The organism is Streptomyces carpinensis, from assembly GCF_002154505.1.
Taxonomy (GTDB): domain Bacteria; phylum Actinomycetota; class Actinomycetes; order Streptomycetales; family Streptomycetaceae; genus Streptomyces; species Streptomyces carpinensis.
In genome coordinates this window covers 27,760-52,458 of the sequence record NZ_MUBM01000096.1, presented here as the reverse complement: position 1 = coordinate 52,458, position 24,699 = coordinate 27,760, and the positions used below count along the sequence as shown (strand labels likewise).

Genomic DNA, 24,699 nt, shown 5'->3' with positions numbered 1-24,699 from the left:
TGAGTGCGGAACTCCTGTGTCACGCGTTCTGGTCGAGGTGCTCGCGGTAGCCGTGCATCGAGGTGAAGAACGGCGACGGCTCGAGCGTGGGGTCGCCGGCGTAGCCGAGCTCCTCGGCGGCGCGGGCGAACGGGGAGTACGGCGAATCCGTCTCCTGGAGGCCGGCCCGCAGGCAGCCGCAGGCGGCCTCGGTGACGCGGCCCTCGGCCGCGAGGCTCTGGGCGATGGCCTCCTGGGCCTGGGCGGCGTCGAGTTCGACGCCGTACGGCGTGCCGTCGGCGCGGCGGTAGGGGTGGCCGAGGTACAGGTGCCGCGGACGGATCTCGTCGCGCAGGTACTCCAGGCTGGTGCGGTAGGCGACCGGGTCCGTGTAGCCGGGGAAGCCGTTGGCGGCCCCGTGGACCTGCACGGCGTCGCCGGTGAACACCGCGCCCCGGCCGTCGACGACGTAGGCGACCGAGCCGGGTGTGTGGCCCGGGATCGAGTGCACCGAGACGGTGACGTCGCCGCCCAGGGAGATGGCCTCACCGCCCTTGACGAGCACGGAGGGTTCCATCTCGCCGGAGATGACGGCGTTCGTGGCTGCCGTCACCTTCGCCTCGCCCTCGGGGTCGCCCAGGTACCGGCCCCGTCCGGCTAGGTACTCCTCCACGTGGGCCCGCCGCGAGCGGAGCATCGGTGCGTCGGCCTCGTGGATCACCACCTGTGCGCGCCCGCCGGTGAGCTCCCGGAGCGCGTACGCCCCGCCGATGTGGTCGATGTGACCGTGCGTCAGGAGGATCCAGCGCACGTCCTCGATGCGGCGCCCGATCGCCGCGAGCGCGGGAGCCATCCCCTCGGCGGGCGAGGAGGCGATCCCGGTGTCGACGACGGCCGGCTCGGGCGCGTCGATGAAGAAACTGTAGAGACCGAACCGGCCCCACGGCGAGACCAGGGGATGGACGGTGACTTCGTGTGTCATGGCGTGCTTTCCGAACTCGTGTGCTCCATCCGCCCGTTCAGCGGCGGGCGAGGAAGTCGCGGGTCTCGGCGAAGACCCTGTGGTACTCCGGGATCCAGGAGAAGTGCTGGACGAATCCGTGGCCCGCACCCTCGTACCGGCTCACCGTCGCCTCCACGCCGGCCTCCCGCAGCCGCCGGCCGTAGAGCTCGCCCTCGTCGCGCAGCGGGTCGTACTCGCCGGTGACGATGAGGGCCGGGGGCAGCCCGGTGAGGTCCGCCCGCTTGATCGGCGAGACGAGCGGGTCCGCGGGATCGGCTCCGCTGTCGGTGTAGAAGGCGTTGAAGGGCTTCAGCCCGGCCGTCTCCAGGCCGTAGCCCACGGCGTTCTCCCGCAGCGAGGCATAGCGGTCGACGTCGAAGTCCAGGTCGAGGGAGGGGTAGTAGAGGAGCTGGTGCGTGATCCGGTGGAAGCCGTCGTCGTGCGCCTTGGCCGCGACCGCGGCGGCGAAGGTGCCACCGGAGCTGTCGCCGGCGACGGCGAGGGTCTCGCCGTCCCAGCCCAGGCCCGCGCCCTCCTCGGCGGCCCAGCGCACGACCGCGTAGGCGTCGTCGAGGCCGGCCGGGAAGGCGTGCTCGGGCGCCAGGCGGTAGCCGGCCGAGACGACCTTGAGGCCCGTCTCCTCGGCCAGCGAGCGGGCGACGTGGTCGTGCGTCTCCAGGCTGCCGAGGAAGAACGCGCCGCCGTGGAAGTAGACGAGCAGGCCGTGGCTGTCGGCCTCGGCCGGCGTGTAGATCCGTACCGGTACCTCGCCGGCCGCCGTCCTCGCGGTCAGGTCCTCGACCGCGTGGAGCGGCAGGCGCTCCTCGGGGGGAGCGACCTGCGCCTCGTCCGCGGCGCGCAGGGCGACCGGGTCGAGCGGACCTTCGGGCGGGGCCGGCAGGGTGGCGAGGACCTTGGCTATCTCGGGGTGCAACGGCATGACATCACTCCTGCGGGGCGGCGGCGGGCTTCTGACCGGGGAAGACGTCATCGATCTCTTCCTCGGTCCACCCCTGGCGCGAGATGCGCTGCAGCTCGTCGGTCACGGGTTTGCGGGTGGACTGGTACAGGGCGAGCGCCTCCTTCGGGGAGTCCGCCCGCCGCAGGGCGTCGGCGAGCGCTCCGGCGTCCTCGATGGCCGAGTTGGCGCCCTGGCCCTGGTGGTGCAGCATCGAGTGGGCCGCGTCGCCGACGAGGACGACGGAGTCCGAATGCCACGTGCCGACCGGGTCGATGTCGTAGACCGCGCGGATGTTCACGGTGTCCATGTCCAGGCCGCGCGTGATGTCCACGAGGCGCTCGTCGAAGCCCTCCACCGTGGCCAGGAGGTCGTCCTTGGAGACCTCAGGTGCCCAGGTGCCGTCCGGGCACAGGGCGGTGATGTCGAAGGACACCTGGCCCCGGTGGCGCAGCGGCAGCAGGTAGACCTTCGTGCCCCGGCCGATGTACATCCGCAGGTTGTCGTCGGTGACCATCCCGTGGGCGTCGTCGACGGAGATCACCGCGCGGTAGGCGTGCTCGCCCGAGAACACCGGGTCCTTGTCGCTGAACAGCAGCCGGCGCACCACCGACCTGATGCCGTCGGCACCGACGACCAGGTCGGCCTCGGCCCTCCTGCCGCCCGCGAAGGTCAGGACGGAGCGGTCACCCTTGTCCTGGATGCCCTCCAGCCTGTGGCCGAGGTGCACCATGCCCTCGGGGAGTACGCCCAGGAGCACTTCGATGAAGTCCCCGCGGTGGATCAGATGGGTCTTGGTCTCCTCGGCGAAGTCGTGGACGCCCGGCCACGTCTCCTTCATGATCGGTTCGGCGGTGGCCGTGAGGATCTCGAAGTAGTCGCTCGGCGAGCTCACCTTCGCGATCGCGTCGAAGATCCCCCACTGGCGGAACCGGTTCATGGTGGAGGGACGCAGCCCGATGCCGGCGCCGACCTCGCGGATCCGGTTCGCCTGCTCGTAGACGTCGACGTGGGCACCGAGCAGGCTCAGGGCCTTGGCCGCCGCCGCCCCGCCGTACCCCGCCCCGACGACGGCGATCTTCAGTTTCTTCAGGTCCGATGGCTGCATGGTGGTTCTCTCTACTTCTGGATGGTCAGGAAGTCGGCGGGGTTGTCGACGAAGATCGTCTTGATCGCGGACTCGTCGAGGCCGGCTGCGCGGAGGTCCGGGATGAGGTCCTCGAAGATGTAGTTGACGGTGTGGCCCTTCACACCGGGCCAGCCCAGCGGGCTGCAGTTGGCGTCTGCGGAGGCGAGGACCTGCCCCAGCCGGCCGTCGCCGATGAACCTCAGGAAGTGGTCCAGCCGCTCCTTGCGGGGGCGGGCCCAGAACGGCGGGTCCGGCAGTTCCGTCTCGTAGCCGAAGGTGTCGAAGCCGATGCGACCGCCCTGCTCCGCGATCCAGACGTCGCGCGTCTTGTCCGCGTTCACGCCGTCGTCGACGTGCCCGAACAGCACGCGGTCCAGGGGCAGGCCCTCTTCGTTGAAGATCGCGACCGCGTTCTCGGCGTCGATGGCGAGGTGGGTGAGGATCGGCACGCCCGTGGTGAGGGAGGCCCGGGCCGCGGCCCGGTAGATGCGCTTGTCCAGGTCCGTCATACGGCCACCGCGGCTCACACCGACCTTGATGACACCGGCGAGGCTGCCGGTGCCGCCGATGCCGACGGTGATCTCGTGGACGAACTGCCGGGTCAGGTAGTCCACGTCGGCCTTGGCGAAGTGCCACAGGGCGGTGTCGCCGCCGACGAAGCCGGTGCAGGCGACGATGTGGACGCCGGTCCTGGCGGACAGCGACTTGTAGTGGTCGACGTCACGGCCGTTGCAGATCCCGGTCGCGTCGACGAAGGTGCCTCCGCCGTACTCGTGGAACCTGCGCAGCTTCGGGACGGTCTCCTCGTACCGCTGCTCGGGGGCCTTCCACCACTTCGCGTCCAGCTCGGAGCCGGGCATGCCGTAGCCGATGTGCTCGTGGACGGCCACGAGCCCCAGCTCCTCGGTGGGGACCGGCCCCAGGACGGTGTTCACTCGTGACACAGAACTCACCTTTGGGGAAAAGAATTTGACGGTGACTCAGATATGCGGCCGCGCTCAGCGCACCGACAGCAGGACGCGCGGGTTCCGCACGAGAATCCGCTGCACGTCCTCGTCGCCGAGACCCTGTGCCTTCAGGAGCGGGACGAAGGTGGTCAGGATGTGGCTGTACGGCAGGTCGGCCGCGGGGTGCCCCTTGGCCACCCCGATCGCGTTGCTCGAGAGCAGGATCCGGTCGCCGAAGCCGGCCCGCGCGAGGTCGGCGACCAGGGCGACCCGTTCGGCGTCCGTGATGTGGGCCTCGTCCTCGACGCCGACGTGGTCGAGTGCGACGTAGGCGCCCCGGCGGACGATCTCGAGGGGCGCACCGGCGGCGACGGCGTCCTTGCGGTCGAGACCGCCGACGACGACACGGTCGGCCGGGAGCTTCTCGTCCAGGACGACGTCGAGGTCGTGGACCGCGTCGCTCCCGTAGCGGAGGGAGACCGCGACGCCGGTGCTCAGGGCGGTCCGGGCCGCGCCGCGGAACAGGCTCTCGTCGGTCGCGGTCATCCCCTCGGGGGTCGCGGTGGTGGCCACCAGTCCGGCGGCGCCGCGCCGCTCCACACGGGGGACCACCATGCCCTCGGTGACCTCCTTGGTGAAGAGGTCGGCGAACTTCTCCGCCGGCCACGGCGTCGGCGGGTTGGTCTGCGGCGTGAGGAAGTAGCCGCCGAGCTTCTCCTCCGGACCCTGCCCCGTCGAGGCGACGATGTGCACGCCGGTCGCGCGGGAGAGGGTCTCGTACAGCCGGACGTCCCGGCCGTGGAACATGCCGGTGCTGTCGACGATCGTGCCACCACCGTGGGCGCGGAAGTCCTTCAGCTTCGCGGCGAGGGTCTCGAAGATCTCGGCGCGGTCGATGGTGACGTCGAAGGCGTACTCCGCGCCCGGGACCACCGACAACAGCGCCTCGTGGACCGAAACGACGCCCAGCTCCTCGGCCGGCACCGGGCCCAGGACGGTGTTCACGGTGTTGCTCTTGCCGCTCATGCCTGCCTCACGTCTCCGGGATCGGGGTGCACGGCACCCCTGTGGCTGCAGACACGGTAGGCATTCGCTTTACATGGCGTCAAGCAATCCGACTCGTCGAAAAAATAATGAACGAGTAGTTGGAAGATCGGCGCACTTGTGACGCGGTGCGGCACCGTTCGTGGGGCACTCGCGGACCGGGAGTCGACCGGGGCGGCCGAAGGAGTCGGTCTGTGGCAGCCGGCCGTGAGCCACGCAGTCACCAGGTCGCGGCGTCTGCCGGGTGACGCCTCGTCGTCCGCAAGGGATGGGCCTCACGCCGACCCCGCGGGCGCCGGAGAGCTGGCCGCGCCGCTGCGCGGTGCCCTACGACAGACCGCACGCATCGTGGACTTCCCGTGCTGCGGCCCCGCCACGGATCAGCGCCCCATCACGCTCGCCATGACGGACGGCACGGGGTTCGTCGTCGGCTCTCGACTGGCGCGGCTCATCGCCGAGCGCGCCCTCGCACCACGTTGTGGCTGCGTACGATCACGGTGCCGAGCGGGCCACCTTCACCGACGAGGATGTAGACGTCGCACGGCGGTCAGGAGAGCAGCTGTACCCAACTGGCGCCGAGTTCGTCGAGCATCTGGTCACGCGTGAGCTTCCAGTCGGCCCCGTCCCAGTGCTGGGCGACGAAGTCCAGCTGGGCCATCGCGAGCACGCCCCGGAAGTGACGTTGATGGGGCTCGAGGCGCCCGGCCGTCGTGAGTCCGTCCTCGATGTCGCTGATGGCCTCCTCCAGCCATCGCTCGACCAGGTCGGTGAGTTCCGGGTCGACCACCGCGGCATCGCGGCCGATGCGGATGATCGGCCGGATGGCCGGCCAGCTGTCGGCGGTCCGCCGCAGCCACGCCATGATCGCCTCCGGCGTCCCCTCGGCGACCGTGGCGACGAGGTCCCTCGCCGTGGAGCCGTGCTCGGGGGAGCGTACGCGCTGGAGCGCCTCGTTGAGCTGCTCGTCGATGAGCGCCTTCATCAGGTCGCTGCGGGAGGGGAAGTACGCGTAGAAGGTCACGCGGGTGGTGCCCGCCGCAGTCGCGATGTCGTCCACCGTGGTGGCGGCGTACCCCTTGGTCTTGAACAGTTCAAGTCCTGACTCCAGCAGCAGACGGCGCGTCATCTGCTTCTGTGCCTGTCGAAGGTTCGCCATGCCTGGATCTTAACGTGTTGTACGGACAGCTGACGCCTCGCTCACGGAAGCAGGTCCGCGGACAGTCGTTCCCGCAGCTCCGCGGCCGTGATGCCGTACGTCTCCAGGACGCGGACCCCGTCCGGGCCGGGAGGGAAGACGCCGTGGTCGGTGTCCGCAGGGGCCCCGGTGCGGTCCGGCTTGGGCGGCACCCGGGGCGGGCGGGTCATGGAGTCCACGCCACCGGCGACGACGATGTGCGCGTCGTCGGACTCCAGGGTGCGCGAGGCGGTGATCGCCGCGTCCAGGCTGGAGCCGCACAGCCGGTTCACGGTGTGGCGGGCACGCTCACCGGCGGTCCGGCCGGCAGCGCCGCCATCCGGTCGACGTTGCGTCGTCCTCGCCGGCGCCGTTCGCGTCGCCCCACACCACGTCGCCGATCGCGACGTGGCCGAGGCCGGGCGCCTCGGCCGGCAGCCCGGTCAGCGTGGTGGCGGCGAGATTGTCGGGCCGCACCCCGGCAAGGGCTCCGCCGAACCGGACGAACGGGGTGCGGGCCGCGGCGAGAGGTAGGCGTCGCTCACGACGCGCCGCTCCCCGCCATCGTCAGCGGTTCGCCCGCCGAGTCGCCGGCGACCGCCGGCGACAGCGGGATCGGCGTGAACATGGGGGGCTCCTCGTCCGGGGTCAGCGCGGTCGGGCCGTACAGCCAGTCCACGAACGAGTAGTCGTAGGTGTCGCGGGCGCGCAGCAGCACGTTGCGCTGCTCGCGGGCCACGCCGTCGAGGTGCCACAGCTCGCCCCACTTGCGGGAGGTGGTCACCACGCGGCGGCAGTGCTCGGGGCGGACGGCCTCGTAGGCGGCGAGGGCGGCGTCCCAGTCGACCGTGCCGTCCTCGGCGCGGTTGCGGGCGACGTGCTCGCCCAGCACCCAGCCGTCCTCGACGGCCATGATCGCGCCCTGTGCGATGTACTGCAGCGGCGGGTGCGCGGAGTCACCGAGCAGCGCGATCCGGCCGTGCACCCAGTTCATGATCGGGTCGCGGTCGAACATCCGCCACCACTTGTCCCGCCACATGAACGGCAGGCCGTCCCGCACGAAGCCGCAGGTCTTGGCGAAGGCCGCGTCGAGCTCGTCCGGCGTGCCCCAGTCCTCCTGGCCGGCCAGCGCCTTGGGCGACTCGAAGACCGCGACCTGGTTGAGCAGCTCGCCGCCGCGCAGGCCGTAGTGGACGAAGTGGCAGCCGGGGCCGACGTACACCACGACCTCGCTGAGGTCGACGGACCGCACCCGCGGCAACTCGGCGGGGACGGTGCCGCGGTAGGCGACGTACGCGGAGGAGACGGGCTCGTCGTGGACGAGCAGCTTGCGGGCGACGGAGTGCAGGCCGTCGGCCGCGATCACGACGCCCGCCTCGTGGGTCTCGCCGGAGGCGAGGGTCGCGCGGGCACCGTCGTCGGTGTTCTCGTACGAGGTCACCTGCGCGTCGGTGATCAGCTCGACGCCGGCGCGCTCGCACGCGCGCAGGAGCAGGCCGTGCAGGTCGCTGCGGTGGATGACCAGGTAGGGGTAGCCGTAGCGCTTCTCCAGGTCCCGCAGGTCGATCCGGGTCAGCTCGTCGCCGTCGACGGCGTCGCGCATGACCATCGCGTCCGGGACGACGCCGAGGCTCTTGGCCTCCTGAAGGAGGCCGTAGTCGTCGAGGATGCGGGTGCAGTTGGGGGCGAGCTGGATGCCGGCGCCGACCTCGCCGAAGGCGGGGGCGCGCTCCAGCAGGCGGACACGCAGGCCCTGGCGGGTCAGCGAGAACGCCGCGCCGAGACCGCCGATGCCGCCGCCGACGACGATCGCGTCAGGTGTGGACATGACTTACTCCTCTACAGCCAGGGGCCGAGCTCAGGAGCGTCGGCGAGCGAGTGGGGGCGGCCGGCCAGCCAGGCGGTGACCTCGGGCAGAGGGCCGTCGGGGAGCTCGGTCAGCCCGCGCTTGGTGCTGATCTCGCCGGCCAGGGCGGTCATGAAGCCGCTCGGGAGGTCGGCGAAGGTGAGGCCGGTGCCGAAGTCGACGGCGTGGACGCAGGCCTCGCGGGACCGCATCCACGGGATCTCCGTGGCGGGGACGGTGCGGCCCTGGGCGGTGACGACCTCGTGCCGCCACTGCTCGTCGGTGAGGCGGTCCAGTCCCTCGTCGAGCGCCTGCGCGGAGGCGGTCACCCAGGAGCGCAGTTCGCCGGCCGACAGGGTCGCGCCCTTGGCGATGCCGGCGGCGCGCTCCTCGGGGGAGGCGTACATCGGCGTCTCTTCGCCGGTGGCCGCCCAGTGCACCAGGTTGCACAGGGCGTCGGCGTTGGCGGCGACGTGCGCCGCGAGATGCCTGCGGGTCCAGCCCGGCAGCGCGCTGGGGGCCGAGAAGCCCGCCTCGTCGAGGCCCGCGACGGCGTCGAGCAGCAGCTTGGTGCCCGTGCGGGCCCACTCGCGCGTGTCGGCGAAGGTCCGTGTGCCGTCCGTCATGCCTCGACCACCTTGTTGGTGCAGGCGCCGAGGCCGGAGATCTCGGTGACCACGGTCTGACCGGGGTGCAGGAAGACCTGCGGCTTGCGGGCGTTGCCGACGCCGGCCGGGGTGCCGGTGGCGATGATGTCGCCCGGGCGCAGGGTGATGACGGTGGAGATGTACCGCACCAGGAAGACCGGGTCGAACAGCAGCGTGCCGGTGTCGTCCTGCTGCATGACCTGGCCGTCGACGACCGTCCTGACCTCCAGCGCGGGGCGGACGCCGCCGACCTCGTCAGGGGTGACGACATAGGGGCCGACGGGGGTGGAGGCCTCCCAGATCTTGCCCTGGGTCCACTCGATGGTGCGGAACTGCCAGTCGCGCACCGAGATGTCGTTCATGACGGTGAAGCCGGCGATGGCGTCGGCGGCCTGCCGCTCGTCGGCGCGGCGCACCTCCTTGCCGATCACGACGGCCAGCTCGACCTCCCAGTCGAGCGCTTCGGTCTCGGCCGGCTTGACGATGTCGTCGCCCGCGCCCAGCAGGGTCTCGGCGAACTTCGGGAAGAGGGTCGGGTAGTCCGGCAGGTCCCGGCCCATCTCCTTGATGTGATTGGTGTAGTTGTGGCCGACGCAGACGACCTTGGACGGGTGGGGGACGACCGGCGCGAAGTCCGCCCCCTCGACCGGGTGGGCGGTGCCGGAGGCGGCGGCGGCCTTGGACCGCCAGTCGGCCTCGGCGAACAGCTCGCCCAGGTCGGAGTACCCGAGGTCGACGAGGACCTCGCCGTCGAGGCGGACCGCCCGGGTCCCGTCGGCGGTGCGGATGGTGGCGAGCTTCATGGTCAGGCGTCCTTCTGGGTGCGGTTGAGCTTGAGCGCCTCGAAGACGGGCGCGTCGGAGAAGCGGAACAGGTCGAGGGCGCCCTCGTCGGAGTCGGTCGCGCCGGCCTCGGACTTCGCGGAGAACGGCTCCCAGGACGGGACGACGAACATGTCGCCGCGCGTCACGGACCAGGACTTCTCCCCGACGGTGACGGTGCCGGAGCCGTCGAAGACCTGGTAGACCGACGAACCGGTCTCGCGCACCGGCGCGGTCTCGGTGCCGCGGGCGATGCGGTGGAGCTCGGCGCGGATGGTCGGCAGGACGTCGGAGCCGTCGTGCGGGTTGGAGTAGCGCACCGCGGCGTGACCGGGCTCGACGGTGCCCCCGAAGCCCTCCTTCTCCAGCAGGAGCTGGTCGTTCAGGGCTGCGTTGGTGTACTCCCACTTGTAGGACAGCAGCGGGCTGCCGGGCGTGGCCGGGACGGCCGAGACCGGTCGCAGGCCCGGGTGACCCCACAGGCGCTCGGAGCGCGAGCGCTCCGGCGTGATCCGCTCGGCGTCGCTGATCTCGTCGCGGCCGAACTCGAAGAACTGCGCCTCGGTGGCGTGCTGGAAGGGGATGTCCAGGCCGTCGATCCAGGCCATCGGCTCGGCGGTGGCGTTGTGGTGGGCGTGCCAGTTCCAGCCGGCCTGCGGGAGGAAGTCGCCGCGCCGCATGGCCACCGGGTCCCGCCCGACGACCGTCCACACGCCCTCGCCCTCGACGACGAAGCGGAAGGCGTGCTGGGTGTGCCGGTGCTCGGGGGCGTCCTCGCCGGGCATGAGGTACTGGATGGCCGCCCACAGCGTCGGGGTGGCGAAAGGCCTTCCGGCGAGGGAGGGGTTGGCCAGCGCGATGGCCCGGCGCTCACCGCCGCGGCCGACGGGGACCAGGTCGCCGGCCTGGGCCGCCAGCTCCCGCAGCCGCTCCCACCGCCACAGGTGCGGCACGGCGCGCGAGCGCGGGTGGGCCGGCATCAGGTCGCCGATCTCGGTCCACAGCGGGACGAGCAGCTCCTGTTCGAAGCCCCGGTACAGCTCTTCGAGCGCCGGGGTGACCTCGGGTTGCCCCTCCGCCGAGACGGCCTGGAGGCGGACCGGGGAACCCGTAGCGATGTCTTGGGCGATGGAGGACTGAGTCACGGATCCAGGGTGCAGCGTGTCTGCACGCAGAACAGGTAGATTCTGGAGAGCAGAATCCAAGGGGAAGACCATGGACAAGCCGCTCAAGACACCGCCGCCCTACCCCATCGCCAGCGTGGACCACGCGCTGCGTGCGGCGACCATCCTTCAGATGGAGGGCGGCGCGACCGTGACGCAGATCGCCGAGCGGCTGGGCGTCGCCAGGTCGACCGCCCACCGGCTCCTGGCGATGCTCGTCTACCGGGACTTCGCCGTGCAGGGCGAGGACCGCGTCTACCGTGCGGGCCCGGTGCTGGAGCTCGCCGCGCACTCCCAGTCCCTCGTGTCGCGGCTGCGCGCGGCGGCGCTGCCCCACCTGCACCGGATCGCCGGCCTTCTGGACGAGACCACGAACCTGATCGTGCGCACCGGGGACACGGCCCGGTTCATCGCCAGCGTCGAGTGCCGGCAGGCACTGCGGGTCGGTTCCCGGGAGGGCATGGTGTTCCCGGCCCACCGCACGACGGCGGGGCTGCTCCTGCTCGCCGACCTCACCGAGGAAGAACTGGAGGAGGTCTACGCCCCCGAGCGCTACCGCGACCGTCCGGCCGATCGTCCGGATCTCGCCCGGCTGCGGACGGAACTGAGGCGCCTGCGCCGCAACGGGTTCGCCGTCAACAAGGAGCGCTCCGAACGCGGTCTCGTCGCCGTCGGCGTGCCGGTGCGGGACCGGGACGGCACCGCGCTGGCCGGTCTGTCGGTGTCGATGCCCAGCGTGCGCTACGACCCGCACCGCCTCCAGCCCCTGGTCGCCGCCCTGGACACCGCGGCGCACGCGCTGGAGAGGGACCTGGCCGACCAGCACTGAGCTCCAACGGCACGACGGGGCGGTCGGGACCCAGTGCCACGACCCGACAACAGTGCGCCAGCTTATCTTACGAGCGCACCGCTCGTCTTAGGCGACGAGTAAATCATTGACGTCGCGTAAAGCGAGTGTCATTCTCCACGGCATCACGCCCGACTCGCGTCGTGCCCCTCTCCCCCACCGCGCACGCCGAGCCGAGCCCTTCCACGCTCTTGAGGCTCCCGTCTCCGGGCGCCCACTTTTCCCAGCCAGGGAGAACAGCAATGACGCTCAACAACGGGACGACGACGTCCCCGGGCCCAACCGCGGGGGCCGCCCGGACGCCGGGCTACGCGGGAAGACTGGCTGCCGCCTGCTGCGCGGTCTTCGTGGCCCAGGTGGCGAACGCGCTGCCGGCCTCGCTGAACGGTCTCTTCCAGCAGGACCTGGACACCCATGGGTCCCAACTCACGTGGATCACCTCGGCGTTCATGATCGCCGTGGTCTGCTTCGAGTTCACCTTCGGTGTCCTCGGTGACCTCTTCGGACGGCGAAGGCTCGTCGCCGCCGGCACGGCACTGGTGGCCGCGGGCAGCGCCGTGGCCGCGCTCGCGCCCAGCGTCCAGGTGCTGTGGCTCGGCGCCGCCCTGAACGGACTGGGCGCCGGCGCCATGTTCCCCGGCTCCCTCACCTCGATCACCGCCGTCACCCGCGGCATGCGTCAGCGGGCGCACGCGGTGGCGGTCTGGAGCGGCTTCCTGTCCGCCGGTGCCGCCGTCTCACCCCTGCTCGGCGGCATGTTCGCCAAGATCGGGTCGTGGCGCGGCTCCTTCTGGGTGCTCGTCGGACTCGCCCTGGCCAGCATGGTGCTCACCGTGACGCTGGGCACGGAGTCGAAGGCACCCGAGGGACGCAAGCTCGACGTGGCCGGTCAGATCACCTTCGCCCTCGGTCTCATCCTGGTGCTGTACGGCGCCGTCGAGGGGCCCGAGTCGGGCTGGACCACCCTTCCCGTCATGCTCGCCTTCGCCCTCGGCGCATGCTTCCTCGCCGGGTTCGTCGTGGTGGAGCTGGGGGCCGAATCCCCGATCTTCGACCTGAAGCTGTTCCGCAACCGGGCCTTCGCCGTGTCGTCCGTCGTCGCGGTCATCGGCATGCTCGCCTTCCTCGGGGCCTGCTTCTCGACGAGCATGTGGCTGGGCCCCGTGCAGCACCAGGACCCGATCCGCGTCGCGATCCCCTTCCTGCTCCTCCAGGGGCCCGCCTTCCTGCTCATCCCGGTCGTCTCGCGGCTGCTCCACCGGGTCGCCGCGTCCTGGTTGCTGATCTCCGGGTTCGTACTGATGGCGGTCGGCTGCCTGCTGTGCGCCCGGCTGGACGTCAGGGACCCGGGGCTCGGCACGTTCGTCGCGCCCACCCTGCTGATCGGCGTCGGATTCGCCCTGACCGTCAGCTCGGTGACGGCCGTGGCGCTGAACAGCGTGCCCCCGCACCTGGCGGGCATGGCCAGCGCCACCACCAACATGCTGCGCGACCTCGGCTTCGCCCTCGGCCCCGTAGTCGTCGGCGCGGTCGCCCTCAGCAACGCCGGGTCGGCGTTCCCGGCGAACCTGTCCGGGGCGGACCTGCCGGCTGGTCAGGCGGCAGCGGCACGCGAGATCGCCGCGGCCGGAGGACCCATCGCCGTGAACAGCCTGCCGCCCGGCACCCCGGGATCCTCGGCACACGGCCTGGCCCTGGACGCCCTGGGCAGCGGCTTCGGCACCGCGTTCCTGACATGCGGTGTGGCGGCCGCCGTCGCCGCGGCCCTGACCGCCTTCGGCATGATCGGGGTCCACGCCCGCCGTTTCGCCGAGGACGAGGTCTCCCCACTCCTGCCTCCGGGAAGCGACGGCAGGCCGGAGCCGGCACCCATCGCGTAGGCGGCGCGTCAGCAGGGGCCCGCGAACGGGGTCGCGCACGCGGTGAGGGCACCGGCCAGGACGGCCGATGCCCTCACCGCTGCCGTGCACTGAGTTCGGATCTCGGGGACTTCGCGATCGCGTCCGGCTTTGCGCCGCTTGTCATTCAGCAGTTGCGCGTGGGGCCGCGGGTGAAGGTCGAGACGCTGCGGGAATTCAGTGTCGGGTGGTCGAGTGGGATGCCGTTGGAGGCGTGGTCGGTGTTCGCTGCCCGCCTGCGGGCGGCGCCCCCTAGTCGCCCCCTGATCGGGCGCTCGGTGGGTGTTCGGCTCGGAGCGCGGGGAGGAGGATGAGAGGCGGAGCGATCTTGACTGTCGGAGGTCGCCGAGGTCATGGGGGGCCGCTGTGGGACCTGAGGGGGACGGCTGGGAGACGGCGCAGGTGGGGCTCGGGATGCCGGTCGGGGAGCTGGTCGCCGGGCTTCTGTGCAGTGTGCCGGAGCCGGTCGTGCGGACCGGGGCGTACGTCCTCGATCCGCCGTTCTTCGGCGAGGGGGACGTCGGGCGGGTCGCCGTGTGCGGGGTGGTGAACGAGCTGGCCGCGAGCGGGGCCGAGCCGCGCCGGCTCACGCTCGGGATCGTGCTGGAGGCCGGGCTGCCGATGCCGCTGGTACGCAGGCTGACGGACTCGGTGCGGCACGCCGCCGACGAGGCCGCGGTGGAGATCGCCGCGGTGGACACGCGGGTGGTGCGGGCGGGCGAGGCGGACCGGGTGTTCGTCACGGCCACCGCGCTCGGGGTGCGGCACCCGGGCCCGCCGATGGATCCGAGGAACATACGGCCCAGTGACCGGCTGCTGGTGACCGGGCCGCTCGGCAGCCACGCCGCACACCTGCTCTCGCTGCGCCACGAACTCGGCTACGAGCACCTCGTCCCCAGCGACTGCGCACCACTGTCCGGCCTGCTCGCCCAGGTGCTGCCCCACGTACGTCACGCCCGCGCCGTCACCGAGGGCGGCCTGGCCCGTGTACTGCGCTCCTGCGCCGCGGGCCGGGGGCTCACGCTGCGCGTCGACGAGGTCGCCCTGCCGGTGCAGTACGAGGCCCGGATCGCGCTCGGCGCGCTGGGGATCGATCCGCTGGAGGCGGCCTGCGCGGGGTGCCTGTGCCTGTTCGTCCCCGAGGAGCGGGCCGCCATGGTGCTGTCCGCGCTGCACGCGCACCCGTACGGCCGGCAGGCCGCCGTCGTCGGAGAGGTCACCGCGGACCGCACCGGGGAGGTGCAGCTCAGGGGAGCGGACGGGGAGGCGCGGCCGCTCGGACCGCCTGACGCGCATGCGCCGGTGCGGCTGCACTGAGGCACGGGCGCGAACCGGCGCCGCCCGGTGCGCCCCCACCCCACACATCCTTGCGTCAGGAGTGGGCCTTCGTCGGAGAGCCGGTTCGGTGTTCCGCGGGAGGTCGCGTCCGGGATTCCGGCACGTCGTAGCGGCGCAGCAGTGCGATACCCGCCGCCGTCGCAAGGGCCGGCAGGGCGGCGAAGCCGGTCAGCAGGCCCCATCCGGTCGCCGTGCTCTGTTCGGCGGCCCGGCCGGTTCCGGAGGAGACATAGCCCGAGAGCTGGAGCACCAGTCCGTAGACGAATGGGCCGGCGGCGACTCCCAGGCCCTCGACGGTGGTGAAGACCCCGGAGACCACACCCGCCTGACGGCGTGACGTACGGGCCGTGTCAGCCGCGATGCAGTCCGGCAGCATCGCGTACAGGAAGAGCAGCTGACCCGCGTGGCCCACACCCGCGAGGGCCATGGTGAGCAGCACCGCCGGGGTGGGCAGCACAGGAGCGGCGAAGAAGAGCAGACAGCCGGCCGCGAAGAGCGCGGACGCCGCCGCGTGGCCGCGCCGGTTCCCGATCCGGCCGGCCAGCCGCGACCAGAGGCCGACGGTGAGGAGGTTGGGCGCGACGAACGCGGCCACCAGGGCGCCGATGCCGAGCGGTTGGGGAAGCACGTGGTCGGCGAAGTAGGGCGCGCCCGCGATCAGCACGCCCGATGCGGCCGACTGGACGAGGGCACAGCGCAGCAGCGCCATGAAGGCCGGGCTGCTCCGGGCGACACCGAGCTGGCGCCGCAGGCTCGGCTCGCTGCGCAGGACGGAACCGGCCGGGGCGGCGGCCGTGCCCAGGAACACGCCGAGCGTGCCGGCCGCGACGACGACCGCCCCGAACAGACCCACCCAGCGGTGTCCGGCTACGCCGCCTCCGCCCGCCTCGACCAGCGCGGGCCCGGCCGCGCCCGTGACCAGGGCGGCCACGCCGATGAAGGTGACCCGGCCGCCGACGAGCCGGACCCGGTCCTCCCGGCGGTCGGTGATCTCCGCGGGCATCGCCACGTACGGCACCTGGAAGAAGGCGAAAGCCGTGGCGGTGAGCAGGAAGCCGGCCGCCGTGCACCACGCGCCGACCGTGCCGTTCGCGGGCCCCGCGAACGTCAGGGCGAAGCCGAGGGCCACCGCCAGACCACCGCCGAGGATGTACGGGCGGCGGGCACCCCAGCGGGTCCGCGTACGGTCGCTGGCGCGGCCGGCGGCCGGGTTGAGGAGGGCGTCCCACGCCTTGGGCAGGAACACGATGGCTCCGGCCGACGCGGCGCCCACGCCCAGGGTGTCGGTGAGGTAGGGAAGCAGCAGCAGGCCCGGCAGCGTGGTGAACGTGCCGGTGACCAGGGAGCCGGAGGCGTAGCCCAGCCGGAGTCGGCGCGACGGCCCGGCCGTGGCACGGCTCCGCGCCCGTACGCCCGCTCCCGAGCGGGCGTGCGGCTCGGCCCGTGCCTGATCGGTTCCGGTGACGGTCATCTCGGCTCCTTCGCAGGAACAGATCCGCAGGCACAGAGCGGACGTTGGGGCGAGGCCCCGCCCGCAGACGGGGGAAATCCGGGGGCGGGGCACCTGGTGCAAGACTCCGGCGGGGGGCATGGATACGGCTAAAGCCGACCCTGGAGTCGGGGTGTCGCCGCCATGGCCACCGCGTAGTTGCTGCCGTGCATCTTGCTGCCACCGTGCCCGGCTGGCCGGGTGCTCGTGGTCGTGTTCACGATGGGGGCCGGACAAGGGAGGGACATGACGATCGATCACGGCACAGCCATGGGCCACACGGTCCCGGCCGGTCCGGGCATGGGAACGTGCCATCTGATCCACCACCCGTCCCCCCGCGACCACTACCTTCTGGACGACCTCGGCCCCGGTGAGGAGAACTTCGCCCTCGCCGGCGAGATGCCCGTCGCCCACCCGCTCTTCAACGACGGCCCCGGCCGCTTCCACGACGCGCAGATCGCGACGGAAACGGTCCGCGAGGTCGGCGAGTTCATCGGCCACCGGTATTTCGGGGTGCCGGACGACCGGCCCGGCCTCTTCTTCCGCCTCGCACTCGATCTGACCGACCTCTCCGGCTGGCGCTCGCCGCACCGGCACCCCGGGGAGGGCGGCGTGCCGGTGACGACCCGCATCAAGGTCCGTCCGGCGAACGTCGTCGACGAGGTGCCGCGCGGGCTCGACTTCCACATCGAGATCCTGATCGACGGCCTGTCGTGCGGGACCGGGGCCGCGGGACTGGTGTTCCTGATGCCCCGTATCCACCGCAAGCACGTGGAACACGTCCGCCGGGCCCAGCTGGCCGTTCCGGAGCTGGACGACTCCCCGGACGGGCCGCTGCGGCCGGCCACGTGCGCCGAGGTCGGCCGGTACCTCCCGGAGAACGTGGTGATCAGTGAGCCGACGGACTGCGCCCGCGGCCGGCTGAGCACCTGGGTGCTGACCGAGGGTGTCAACCCGGTCTTCGAAGGTGACGAACGCCAGTTGACGGCGCTGCACCTGATGGAGTCGCTGCGCCAGGCGTCGCTGCTGGCGGCGGGCCGTGCGCACGGTCTGCCCGCGGAGCGCAGCATGCCGGTCTCCTGCGAGGTGAACTTCCGTGGCCAGGCGGACCTGGACCTGCCGCTGCGCTGTGTCGCCGTGGCCGGGCAACTCGGACGCGATACCGAGGGGCGGCCCTCGGTGCCGGTCACGCTCACGGTGACACAGCGGCGGCGCACGGTGGCCGAGGCACGCACCCGTGTGGTGCGGGACTACTGACGGTCCGTCCGATGTCTGGCATCCGGTTCCGGATCCTGGGCCCGCTGGAGATCACCGGGTCCGCGGGCGGGAGCACAGGTGAAACGGACGCGGGAGTCTCGCACACCCCGCGCGCCGCCAAGCTGCGCGTGGTGCTCGGCACCCTGCTGGTCCGGGCGAACGAGGTGGTCTCGGTCGACAGCCTCATCGACGAGCTCTGGCCCACCGCGCCGCCGCGCACCGCGACGACCACGCTCCAGGTGTACGTGTCCCAGGTGCGCAAGCTGTTGCGGTCGGCCGACCCTCGCCACGGACAGGACGTGCTGATCACGCGCAGCCCCGGGTATGTGCTGCGGGCCGTGGGCGAGGAGCTGGACGCGGTGGTGTTCGAGGAGGTGTCCGAGCGGGGCAGGCGGGCCCTCGCGGCGGGCGACTTCGCCTCAGCGGCCCGGCTGTTGCGGCAGGCGGTCGGGCTGTGGCGCGGACCTGTGCTGTCCGACACGCCACACGGGCCGCTGCTGGAGAGTGCCGCGGTGCGGCTGGCCGAGGCGCGGATGACCGCCCTCGGGGAGCGCATCCAGGCGGATCTGCGGCTGGGCCGGCACCAGGACCTCGTCGGGGAACTGCAGTCCCTGACCGCCGAGCACCCCCTGCGGGAGGACCTGCATCTGCATCTGATGGTGGCGCTGTACCGCTGCAGTCGTGCGGCCGACGCGCTGGAGGCGTACGGCGTCCTGCGCCGGACACTGGTGAACGAGCTGGGCATCGAACCGGGGCCGCGGTCACGGACGTTGCAGCGGCGCATCCTGGAGGGCGATGCGGCACTGCTCACCCCCGGAGGCGAGCCGCAGGCGTCCTCCGGACGGGTGGCGGGGCAGACGGCGGCCGGCAGCCGTGCAGCGGTGGGTGAGGTGCGGGCGCGGCCGGACGGATGGGCGTACGACCGTGACGGGCGGGCGCGGGACCGTCGGGCAGCGGCGGGGCCGGTGGCGATGGGCCCTGGATCGGGCCGCCGCGGTTCGGCGGGCCCGGGGCCGGCGGGCCGGGAGTCCGTCGGCCACGGACCGGCGGACCAGGGGCCGGTCGTCGCGGTGGCCCGGGGGAGGGTCGTCGCGGGGTCGGCCGGGCCGGGGGCGGCCGGCCGGGAGGCCATGGGCCGGGTGCCGGTGGGCCGAGCGGCGGCGGGGCGGACGCCGCCGGTGTCCGCCAGGGCCGCGGCTGACGGTGGAGGCGCGGTCGTCGAGGAACGGGACGGTACGTCCGGGGTGTTCGGCAGGGGTGGGGAGCTGCCCGCCGCCGACCCGTCGTTCGTCGGGCGTGGCGCCGATCTGGCCGAGGTGGAGCGGTTGCTGCGGGAGAACCCGGGCGCGGTCCGGGTCGCTGTGACCGGCATGCCGGGCATCGGCAAGACGGCCTTCGCCGTGGAGGGGGCCCACCGCGTCGCGGAGGACTTTCCCGGCGGGCGGTTCTTCCTCGACCTGCGGCCGCCGAACCGGCCTCCGCTGACGGCCGACGAGGCGGTCGGGCTGCTGCGCGCCGCCGTACGCCGAGCCGACGGCACGGCGGCCGGCGCACGGCAGGAGCCGCTCGCCGGTCGCCGGATGCTGCTGGTGCTGGACGGTGTGGACTCCGCCGCCCAGATCAGAGGCCTGCTCGCCACCGCGTCGGACAGCGCCGCGCTGATCACGGGACACCGGGTGCCCGCCGGGATCGACGGGCTGCGGACGGTCGTACTCGGCGCGCTGACGGCCGGGGAGGCGCGCAGGCTGTTCGACGGCGCGGCGGAGCCGTCGGCCGTCGCGGAGATCGTCGAGCTGTGCGGGGGGCATCCACTGGCGCTGCGGATCGCGGCAGGGCTGCTGGGCGCCCGTCCGCACTGGACGGCCGCCGCGCTGGCGTCGCGGCTGCGGGACGAGCGCACGCGGTTCGGCGTGCTGCGGACGGGCGATGTCCAGGTGCGGGGGCGCCTGCTGGCGGCGTACGAGTCGGGTACGAGCGCCGAGCTGCGGGCTTTTCGGCTGCTCGGGCTGCTGCCGCCGGGGCGGTTCGCACCGGCGCACGCGGCCGCGGTGCTCGGTGTGTCCGAGGACGACGCCCTGGATCCGGTGGAGGGCCTGGTCGAAGCAGGGCTGCTGGAGGCGGTGCGGGGCGGCTACCGGCTTCCGGAGCTGCTGCGGCTCCTGGCCGCCGAGGAACTGGCCGCACGGGAGGACGCGGCGACGGTACGGGCGGCCACGGAGCGGCTGTGCGAGGCCTACGCCGTCCAGGCAGAGGCCCTGGCGACGACCGGCGCGGGGCCGGAGCGGGCAGGCCCCGTGGTGCACCTGGAGCAGTACGACCGCGCTGATGTGCCCGGTCCGTCGTACACGCGCCTCCTCGGCTCCCGGGAGCACCGGGTTCGCGGCGGTGTGTCAGGGGCGTCGTACTGGCTTCCCGCGCCGGCTCTGCTGGTGCGCACGGCGTACGAGGCGGGCTTGTGGGAACTGACCGTGCGGCTGGCGGGAGCCGCGGACCCGGGTGGCGGAGAGGACGCGGAGGGTGCGTGCGCCCTTGCCCTGGATGCCGCGCGGCGGTGCGGTGATCGTGCGGCCGAGGCCCGGATGCTGCGGCTGCTCGGGGATCTGGCGTGGCAGTGGCGGCGGCCGGGTCGGGCCCGCGAGTACTACGAACGCGCTTGGGCTGTCGCGGACGACACGGGCGAGCGGGAGGAGGTCGGGCGGGCGCTGGTGGGCCTGGCCGAGCTGTGTCTCGACACGGGCGCGCTGCCGGAGGCGGCGGGGCTGCTGAGGTCGGCGGTCGCGGCGATGCCGGCGCCGGGACATGTGCGGGGCCGGTACGAGGCCTGCCGGGCGCTGGCCCTGGTGGCACTGGAGTCGGAGGGGCCGGATGCGGCGCGGGCCTGGTTCGGCCGGTGTCTCGATCTGGCCCGGGACCTGCGGGACGTCCGTCTGGAGGCGTACGCGCGGCGCTCGTCGCAGGCCCTGGACGCGCCGGCGCCGCGCGGGGCCGGGCAGCCGCTGGAGGTGCGGCCCGGCGTGTGGCGGCTGCGCCCGCGCTTCAGCGGCGCTTCGGCGGTGTGGGCGAGCGTGTGAGGACGTCTGTCTGCAAGGGGGTCTGGATGTCCGTGGTGCCGTGGGCCCCTCCTTGCCCGGTGACCGAGATCATCGGGCGGGAGAGGGAACTCATCACTCTGTGCGGCCGGTTGACCGATCCGAGCGTCCGGCTCGTCACGCTGACCGGGCCCGGCGGGGTCGGCAAGAGCAGGCTGGCCGTGGCGGCGGTACGTGCCGTCGCGGCGGAGTTCTCCGGCGTGTGGGCGGCCGGGCCTGCGGAGGATCCGCGGACGGCGGGCGAGGACCTGCGATCGGCGGGTGAAGTGATCGCGGGCGCTGCGTCGGGGCGCCCGCTACTGGTGCTCGACGACGCCGACCTTGGCGTTCGTTCCCCCGCCGACGCCGTCGCCACGCTGCTGACCGAGGTTCCCGGGCTGGTGGTGCTGGTCACCGCGCGGGAACCGCTGCGGCTGCCGGGAGAGCGGCTGGTGCCGATCGGGCCGCTGTCCGTGCCCGGGCCGATGGCCGGGGCCGGGGCCGCGCCCGGCGCCGACAGTGCCCCGGAGCCGGACCCCGATGAGCTGCGGGAGTTCGGAGCAGTCGCGTTGTTCGAGCGGCGTGCGCGTGATGCCGACCCCTCGTTCGCGCTGACCGCGGAGAACGGCCGGGCCGTGGCGGCCCTGTGCACGCTGCTGGACGGGCTGCCGCTGGCCGTGGAGCTGGCCGCCGGGCGGTTGCGGCTCTTCCCGCCGCAGACACTGCTGGCACGGCTGCGCCGGAACACCACCGTGCTCGCGGGCGGATCCGCGAACGCGCCGGAGCGGCACCGTTCGCTGGCGGCGCTGGCCGCGTCGGCGCTCGCCGGACTGGACGGCACCGCCCGGGAGGCGCTGGAGCGGCTGGCGGTGTACGAGCGGGGGTTCGGGATGTCCATGGCGGAGCCGGCCTTCGAGGCGGTGCTGGAGACGCTGCTGGAGCGTGGGCTGGTCGCGTCGGTGGACGAGGAGCACGTCGAGGGGACGCAGTTCGGCGGCCCCGAGCCGCGCTTCGCCGTTCCCGAGCCGGTCCGGTCCTACTGCCGTACCGAGGCCGAGTCCGCCGGCCGGGCGGATGCGGCGCTGGACGCCCACGCAAGGCGGTACCGGGATCTGGTCGCGGCGGCCGGGCCCCGCCTCGGGGGGACGGAACAGGTGCGGTGGCTGCGGATCCTCGAGGCGGAGGGTTCGAACGTGAGGGCCGCGCTGCACCGCCTGCGCGTGCGCGGCGACGGCGAGGCGGTCGCGGCGATGACGCTCGGCTGCCGGCTGCCGTGGCTGGTGCAGGGGCGGCTGCGGGAGGGCCTCCATCGGTGTGACGAGGTGACGGAGGAGCACCCCGGACTGCCGGAGGCGGTGCACGGCCGGCTGGCCGACATGGCGGGGGTCTTCGCACTGGCGCTGGGCGACCCGCACGAGGCGGTACGGCGGCACCGGCGGGCGATCGCGCTGGGGAAGAGCTCCGGCGACCGGCGGCAGGGTGCGCTGGCCTCGGCGCATCTGGGGGTGGCGCTGCTCGCGGCCGGTGAGCCGCAGGGGGCGCACCCGGTACTCGTCACCGCGCTGAGCACGCTGGAGTCGCTGGGGCTCACCGGGGCCGCGGCCGAGGCGGCGGCCGCGCTCGCGGCGGTGCTGCGCGCCGACGGGAAGCGGCGCAAGGCACAGGAACTGCTGGACCGGTCGCTGGAGTCGTTCCGGCGCGTCCGGGATGCCCGGGGGCTGGCCGGTGCGCTCCGGATCGCCGCGTCGATGGCGCTCGAGGGTGAGGAGCCGGAGCGGGCCGACCGGGCGCTGCGGGAGAGCCTGCGGCTGTACGAGTCCATCGGGGAGCGCACCGAACTGCCGGGGCTGCTGGAGGAGTTCGCCCTGCTCTTGCGGCGGGTCACGCCCGGGCAGCAGCCCCGCATGGTGCGGCTGCTGGCGGCGGCGGACCGGCTGCGCGCCGGGCTGGGCGCGCAGGTGCGGGACGAGTGGCGCAGCCAGGCGGAGCGGGCACGCACGGAGTTGAGCGCGCGGCTCGGCTGGACGGACTTCGCCACCGCGTGGGCCGAGGGCGTGCGGATGTCCTCGCGGACGGCTGTCGCGGAGGCCCTGTCGGCACCGGCGCCCGCACGGGGCGCGGACGCCGCCCCGGTCGTGGCGGACCGGCCACCGCTGACCCCCCGCCAGGTACAGGTCGCCCTGTTGGTCGGCGAGGGCCTGACGAACCGCCAGATCGCGGCCCGGCTCGACCTCTCGGAGTGGACTGTGGTCAACCATGTACGCCAGGTGATGCGCAGGCTGGGCTGCACCTCACGGGTGCAGGTCGCCGGGGCGGTGGGGCGGTGGGCATGACCGCGGCGCACCCGGGGCCTGCGGACACCGTCGCGGCGGCCGCGGCACACGACGCGTGGGGTGGCGGGCCGGGCGGGCTGGTGCCGCCGGAAAAGGTGGTCGCGCGGTTCCGGAAGCAGGGATGGTGGCGTACGGGTACGTTTCTCGATGATCTGTACCGGGGCGCGGCGGTGACGCCGCATCGGGCGGCGATCGTGTCGGAGCGGATCCATCGGGCAGCCGAGCGGCGTGTCGTCACCGTCACCTACGCGCAACTCGCGCTGTGCACCGATCGGTTCGCCGCCGCGCTGGCCTCGCTCGGGGTCGGTGAGGGCGTTCCGGTCGCGTACCAGCTGCCCGACTGGTGGGAGACCGCCGCCCTCACGCTGGCCTGCATGCGCCTGGGCGCGGTGGCGGTGCCCGTGCTGCCTACCGTGCGGGCCCACGGGCTGCAGCGGATCCTGACCGGTTCACGGGCTCGGGTGTGCGTGGTGCCGGACGAGTGGCAGGGCTTCGCGCACGCCGAGGCACTCGCCGACATGGCTCCGGACCTGCCCTGGCTGCGGCACCGGGTGGTGATCGGTGACGCGGCCGCGACGGGCGCGGTCGACTTCGGCTCGTACTTCCTGCGCACCCGGCACGAGAGGACGCCTGCGGGCCGGGCCGCGGGCCTGCGGCCCGGATCCGCCGACCGGGCCTGTCTGATGATCACCGTCATGGGGCTCGGCGACGCCTACACGGCGGTGCTGCACTCCCCCAACACGCTGTACGCGAACATCGGCGCGCAGACCGATCCGGCGGGCCCCGGCAGGCGTCCGGGAGAGGTCTTCCTCAGCACGCTGCCACTCACCTCGCTGGCCTCGCTGCTGTACACCGTCTGCTGGCCGCTCGCGGTCGGCGGCACCGGTGTGTACCAGGACGTGTGGGACGCGGGGCGGTGTCTGGATCTGATGTCCTCGGCCCGCGTCGACCAGGCGTACGCCGAGCCGGTCTACTGGCAGGAGGTGCTCGCCGCGCAGCAGGAGCGGCCCCGGGACCGCGGGGCGCTGCGGCTGCTGCTGTCGGGAGGCCGTACCAGTACCCCGCCGGAGCTGTCCGACGGGCTGCGGGAGGTGCTGGGCGCGCCGGTGCTGTCGGTGTGGGGGGCGCCCCAGCTCGGCATGGGCACCCTCAGTACGGAGAACGGCCGGGTGGGAGGGCGCCCGTTGGCGGGGCTGGAGGTGTGCGTGGACGACGGCGGATCCCCGCTGCGGGTGCGCGGCCCGTCCGTGTGTCTGGCGACGTGGCGGTACGGCGGTCCGGCGCCGGTGGCCACGTGGCGGGACCGGGGCGGCTGGCTGGACACGGGTGACCTGGCGGCGCCCGACGAGGACGGCGGGGTCCGGGTGCTGGCCCGGGACGGCGGTCGGACCGGGTCCATCTTCATGGTGCCGGTGGCGGAGGTGGAGGAGCGGCTGCTGGAGCATCCGCGGGTACGGGAGGCGGCGGTCGTCGCGTACACCGACCCGGTGCACGGGGAGTTGCCCTGCGCGGTGGTGGTGCCCGCGGTGGCGGCCGATCCGCCGGGGCCGGCGGAGATACGGGAGCATCTGGCCGGACTGGGGGTCGCGGAGGCGTTTCTGCCCACCCGGCTGGAGGTCGTCGGCGCGCTGCCGCGTGGGGACGGGGGCGAGGTTCGGCGGGATGTGTTGCGCGGTTGGCTCGGCCGGTTGCGGGCGGGCGCTCCGCGGATCGCGCCCCTCGCGTGAGCCGGGGGTCCCGGGCCGCCCACTGGCGCCG

General features: G+C 73.2%; 18 protein-coding genes and 1 pseudogene. 7 read left to right on the top strand and 12 right to left on the bottom strand.

Going from position 1 to position 24,699, the window contains the following annotated elements; all coding sequences use genetic code 11:
• Nucleotides 1-19 precede the first annotated feature (19 nt).
• The 11 genes and pseudogenes from BZY54_RS14600 to BZY54_RS14550 form a co-directional block, all read right to left on the bottom strand.
• Complete coding sequence (locus BZY54_RS14600) at nt 20-961, bottom strand: MBL fold metallo-hydrolase (protein ID WP_086725606.1); 942 nt, start codon at nt 959-961, stop codon at nt 20-22.
• A gap of 37 nt (nt 962-998) precedes the next feature.
• Entirely contained in the window at nt 999-1,922 is a 924-nt protein-coding gene (locus BZY54_RS14595) for an alpha/beta hydrolase (protein WP_086725605.1), read from the bottom strand.
• A gap of 4 nt (nt 1,923-1,926) precedes the next feature.
• Complete coding sequence (locus tag BZY54_RS14590) at nt 1,927-3,048, bottom strand: FAD-dependent oxidoreductase (protein ID WP_086725604.1); 1,122 nt, start codon at nt 3,046-3,048, stop codon at nt 1,927-1,929.
• A gap of 11 nt (nt 3,049-3,059) precedes the next feature.
• Complete coding sequence (locus BZY54_RS14585) at nt 3,060-4,013, bottom strand: phosphotriesterase family protein (RefSeq protein ID WP_086725603.1); 954 nt, start codon at nt 4,011-4,013, stop codon at nt 3,060-3,062.
• Between the two features lie 54 nt (nt 4,014-4,067).
• Nucleotides 4,068-5,042: a phosphotriesterase family protein gene (locus BZY54_RS14580; RefSeq protein ID WP_086725602.1), complete on the bottom strand. Its 975-nt coding sequence runs from the start codon at nt 5,040-5,042 to the stop codon at nt 4,068-4,070.
• Between the two features lie 565 nt (nt 5,043-5,607).
• Entirely contained in the window at nt 5,608-6,216 is a 609-nt protein-coding gene (locus BZY54_RS14575) for a TetR/AcrR family transcriptional regulator (RefSeq protein ID WP_086725601.1), read from the bottom strand.
• Nucleotides 6,217-6,386: 170 nt separating this feature from the next.
• Nucleotides 6,387-6,711, bottom strand: a pseudogene (locus tag BZY54_RS53210) (thiolase family protein); the annotation flags it as partial.
• Between the two features lie 64 nt (nt 6,712-6,775).
• Nucleotides 6,776-8,062, bottom strand: coding sequence for an FAD-dependent oxidoreductase (locus BZY54_RS14565; RefSeq protein ID WP_086725600.1), 1,287 nt, complete (start codon nt 8,060-8,062; stop codon nt 6,776-6,778).
• 11 nt (nt 8,063-8,073) lie between these two features.
• Nucleotides 8,074-8,706, bottom strand: coding sequence for a maleylpyruvate isomerase family mycothiol-dependent enzyme (locus tag BZY54_RS14560; protein ID WP_086725599.1), 633 nt, complete (start codon nt 8,704-8,706; stop codon nt 8,074-8,076).
• The gene (locus BZY54_RS14555) at nt 8,703-9,530 is read right to left on the bottom strand and encodes a fumarylacetoacetate hydrolase family protein (RefSeq protein WP_086725598.1); all 828 of its coding nucleotides are present in this window, start codon (nt 9,528-9,530) and stop codon (nt 8,703-8,705) included. The genes BZY54_RS14560 and BZY54_RS14555 overlap by 4 nt, the downstream gene beginning before the upstream one ends.
• Before the next feature lie 2 nt (nt 9,531-9,532).
• Nucleotides 9,533-10,693: a cupin domain-containing protein gene (locus BZY54_RS14550; protein WP_208640652.1), complete on the bottom strand. Its 1,161-nt coding sequence runs from the start codon at nt 10,691-10,693 to the stop codon at nt 9,533-9,535.
• A 70-nt stretch (nt 10,694-10,763) separates the two neighbouring features.
• Between BZY54_RS14550 and BZY54_RS14545 the strand changes: the two genes are divergently transcribed.
• The 3 genes from BZY54_RS14545 to hypE all read left to right on the top strand — a co-directional run bounded on the left by BZY54_RS14545 (nt 10,764) and on the right by hypE (nt 14,773).
• Nucleotides 10,764-11,540, top strand: a complete 777-nt coding sequence (locus BZY54_RS14545) for an IclR family transcriptional regulator (RefSeq protein WP_086725597.1) — start codon at nt 10,764-10,766, stop codon at nt 11,538-11,540.
• Between the two features lie 260 nt (nt 11,541-11,800).
• Complete coding sequence (locus BZY54_RS14540) at nt 11,801-13,438, top strand: MFS transporter (RefSeq protein WP_086725596.1); 1,638 nt, start codon at nt 11,801-11,803, stop codon at nt 13,436-13,438.
• Nucleotides 13,439-13,822: 384 nt separating this feature from the next.
• Nucleotides 13,823-14,773: a hydrogenase expression/formation protein HypE gene (hypE, locus tag BZY54_RS14535; protein WP_244217168.1), complete on the top strand. Its 951-nt coding sequence runs from the start codon at nt 13,823-13,825 to the stop codon at nt 14,771-14,773.
• A gap of 55 nt (nt 14,774-14,828) precedes the next feature.
• On the opposite strand, the gene BZY54_RS14530 is transcribed toward hypE, so the two are convergent.
• Nucleotides 14,829-16,265, bottom strand: a complete 1,437-nt coding sequence (locus tag BZY54_RS14530; RefSeq protein ID WP_086725594.1) for an MFS transporter — start codon at nt 16,263-16,265, stop codon at nt 14,829-14,831.
• Nucleotides 16,266-16,529: 264 nt separating this feature from the next.
• Between BZY54_RS14530 and BZY54_RS14525 the strand changes: the two genes are divergently transcribed.
• Genes BZY54_RS14525 through BZY54_RS14510 form a run of 4 tightly spaced genes read left to right on the top strand, consistent with a single transcriptional unit; the run spans nt 16,530 to nt 24,668 of the window.
• On the top strand, nt 16,530-17,540 hold the full coding sequence (locus BZY54_RS14525; protein WP_086725593.1) for an AfsA-related hotdog domain-containing protein: 1,011 nt from the start codon (nt 16,530-16,532) through the stop codon (nt 17,538-17,540).
• Nucleotides 17,541-17,551: 11 nt separating this feature from the next.
• Nucleotides 17,552-20,611 carry an AfsR/SARP family transcriptional regulator gene (locus tag BZY54_RS53205; RefSeq protein WP_086725592.1) on the top strand — a complete coding sequence of 1,020 codons (3,060 nt, stop codon included), beginning with the start codon at nt 17,552-17,554 and terminating at the stop codon, nt 20,609-20,611.
• A 59-nt stretch (nt 20,612-20,670) separates the two neighbouring features.
• The gene (locus tag BZY54_RS14515) at nt 20,671-22,941 is read left to right on the top strand and encodes an ATP-binding protein (RefSeq protein ID WP_244217167.1); all 2,271 of its coding nucleotides are present in this window, start codon (nt 20,671-20,673) and stop codon (nt 22,939-22,941) included.
• On the top strand, nt 22,938-24,668 hold the full coding sequence (locus BZY54_RS14510; RefSeq protein ID WP_086725647.1) for an AMP-binding protein: 1,731 nt from the start codon (nt 22,938-22,940) through the stop codon (nt 24,666-24,668). The genes BZY54_RS14515 and BZY54_RS14510 overlap by 4 nt, the downstream gene beginning before the upstream one ends.
• The last annotated feature ends 31 nt before the right edge of the window (nt 24,669-24,699 follow it).

Coding starts and splice junctions, on each gene's coding strand:
- BZY54_RS14540 (WP_086725596.1), top strand. CDS start 11,801: ATGACGCTCAACAACGGGACGACGACGTCCCCGGGCCCAACCGCGGGG.
- BZY54_RS14545 (WP_086725597.1), top strand. CDS start 10,764: ATGGACAAGCCGCTCAAGACACCGCCGCCCTACCCCATCGCCAGCGTG.
- BZY54_RS53205 (WP_086725592.1), top strand. CDS start 17,552: ATGTCTGGCATCCGGTTCCGGATCCTGGGCCCGCTGGAGATCACCGGG.
- BZY54_RS14600 (WP_086725606.1), bottom strand. CDS start 961: ATGACACACGAAGTCACCGTCCATCCCCTGGTCTCGCCGTGGGGCCGG.
- BZY54_RS14565 (WP_086725600.1), bottom strand. CDS start 8,062: ATGTCCACACCTGACGCGATCGTCGTCGGCGGCGGCATCGGCGGTCTC.
- BZY54_RS14555 (WP_086725598.1), bottom strand. CDS start 9,530: ATGAAGCTCGCCACCATCCGCACCGCCGACGGGACCCGGGCGGTCCGC.
- BZY54_RS14595 (WP_086725605.1), bottom strand. CDS start 1,922: ATGCCGTTGCACCCCGAGATAGCCAAGGTCCTCGCCACCCTGCCGGCC.
- BZY54_RS14525 (WP_086725593.1), top strand. CDS start 16,530: ATGACGATCGATCACGGCACAGCCATGGGCCACACGGTCCCGGCCGGT.
- BZY54_RS14530 (WP_086725594.1), bottom strand. CDS start 16,265: ATGACCGTCACCGGAACCGATCAGGCACGGGCCGAGCCGCACGCCCGC.
- BZY54_RS14580 (WP_086725602.1), bottom strand. CDS start 5,042: ATGAGCGGCAAGAGCAACACCGTGAACACCGTCCTGGGCCCGGTGCCG.
- BZY54_RS14510 (WP_086725647.1), top strand. CDS start 22,938: ATGACCGCGGCGCACCCGGGGCCTGCGGACACCGTCGCGGCGGCCGCG.
- BZY54_RS14590 (WP_086725604.1), bottom strand. CDS start 3,048: ATGCAGCCATCGGACCTGAAGAAACTGAAGATCGCCGTCGTCGGGGCG.
- BZY54_RS14560 (WP_086725599.1), bottom strand. CDS start 8,706: ATGACGGACGGCACACGGACCTTCGCCGACACGCGCGAGTGGGCCCGC.
- BZY54_RS14575 (WP_086725601.1), bottom strand. CDS start 6,216: ATGGCGAACCTTCGACAGGCACAGAAGCAGATGACGCGCCGTCTGCTG.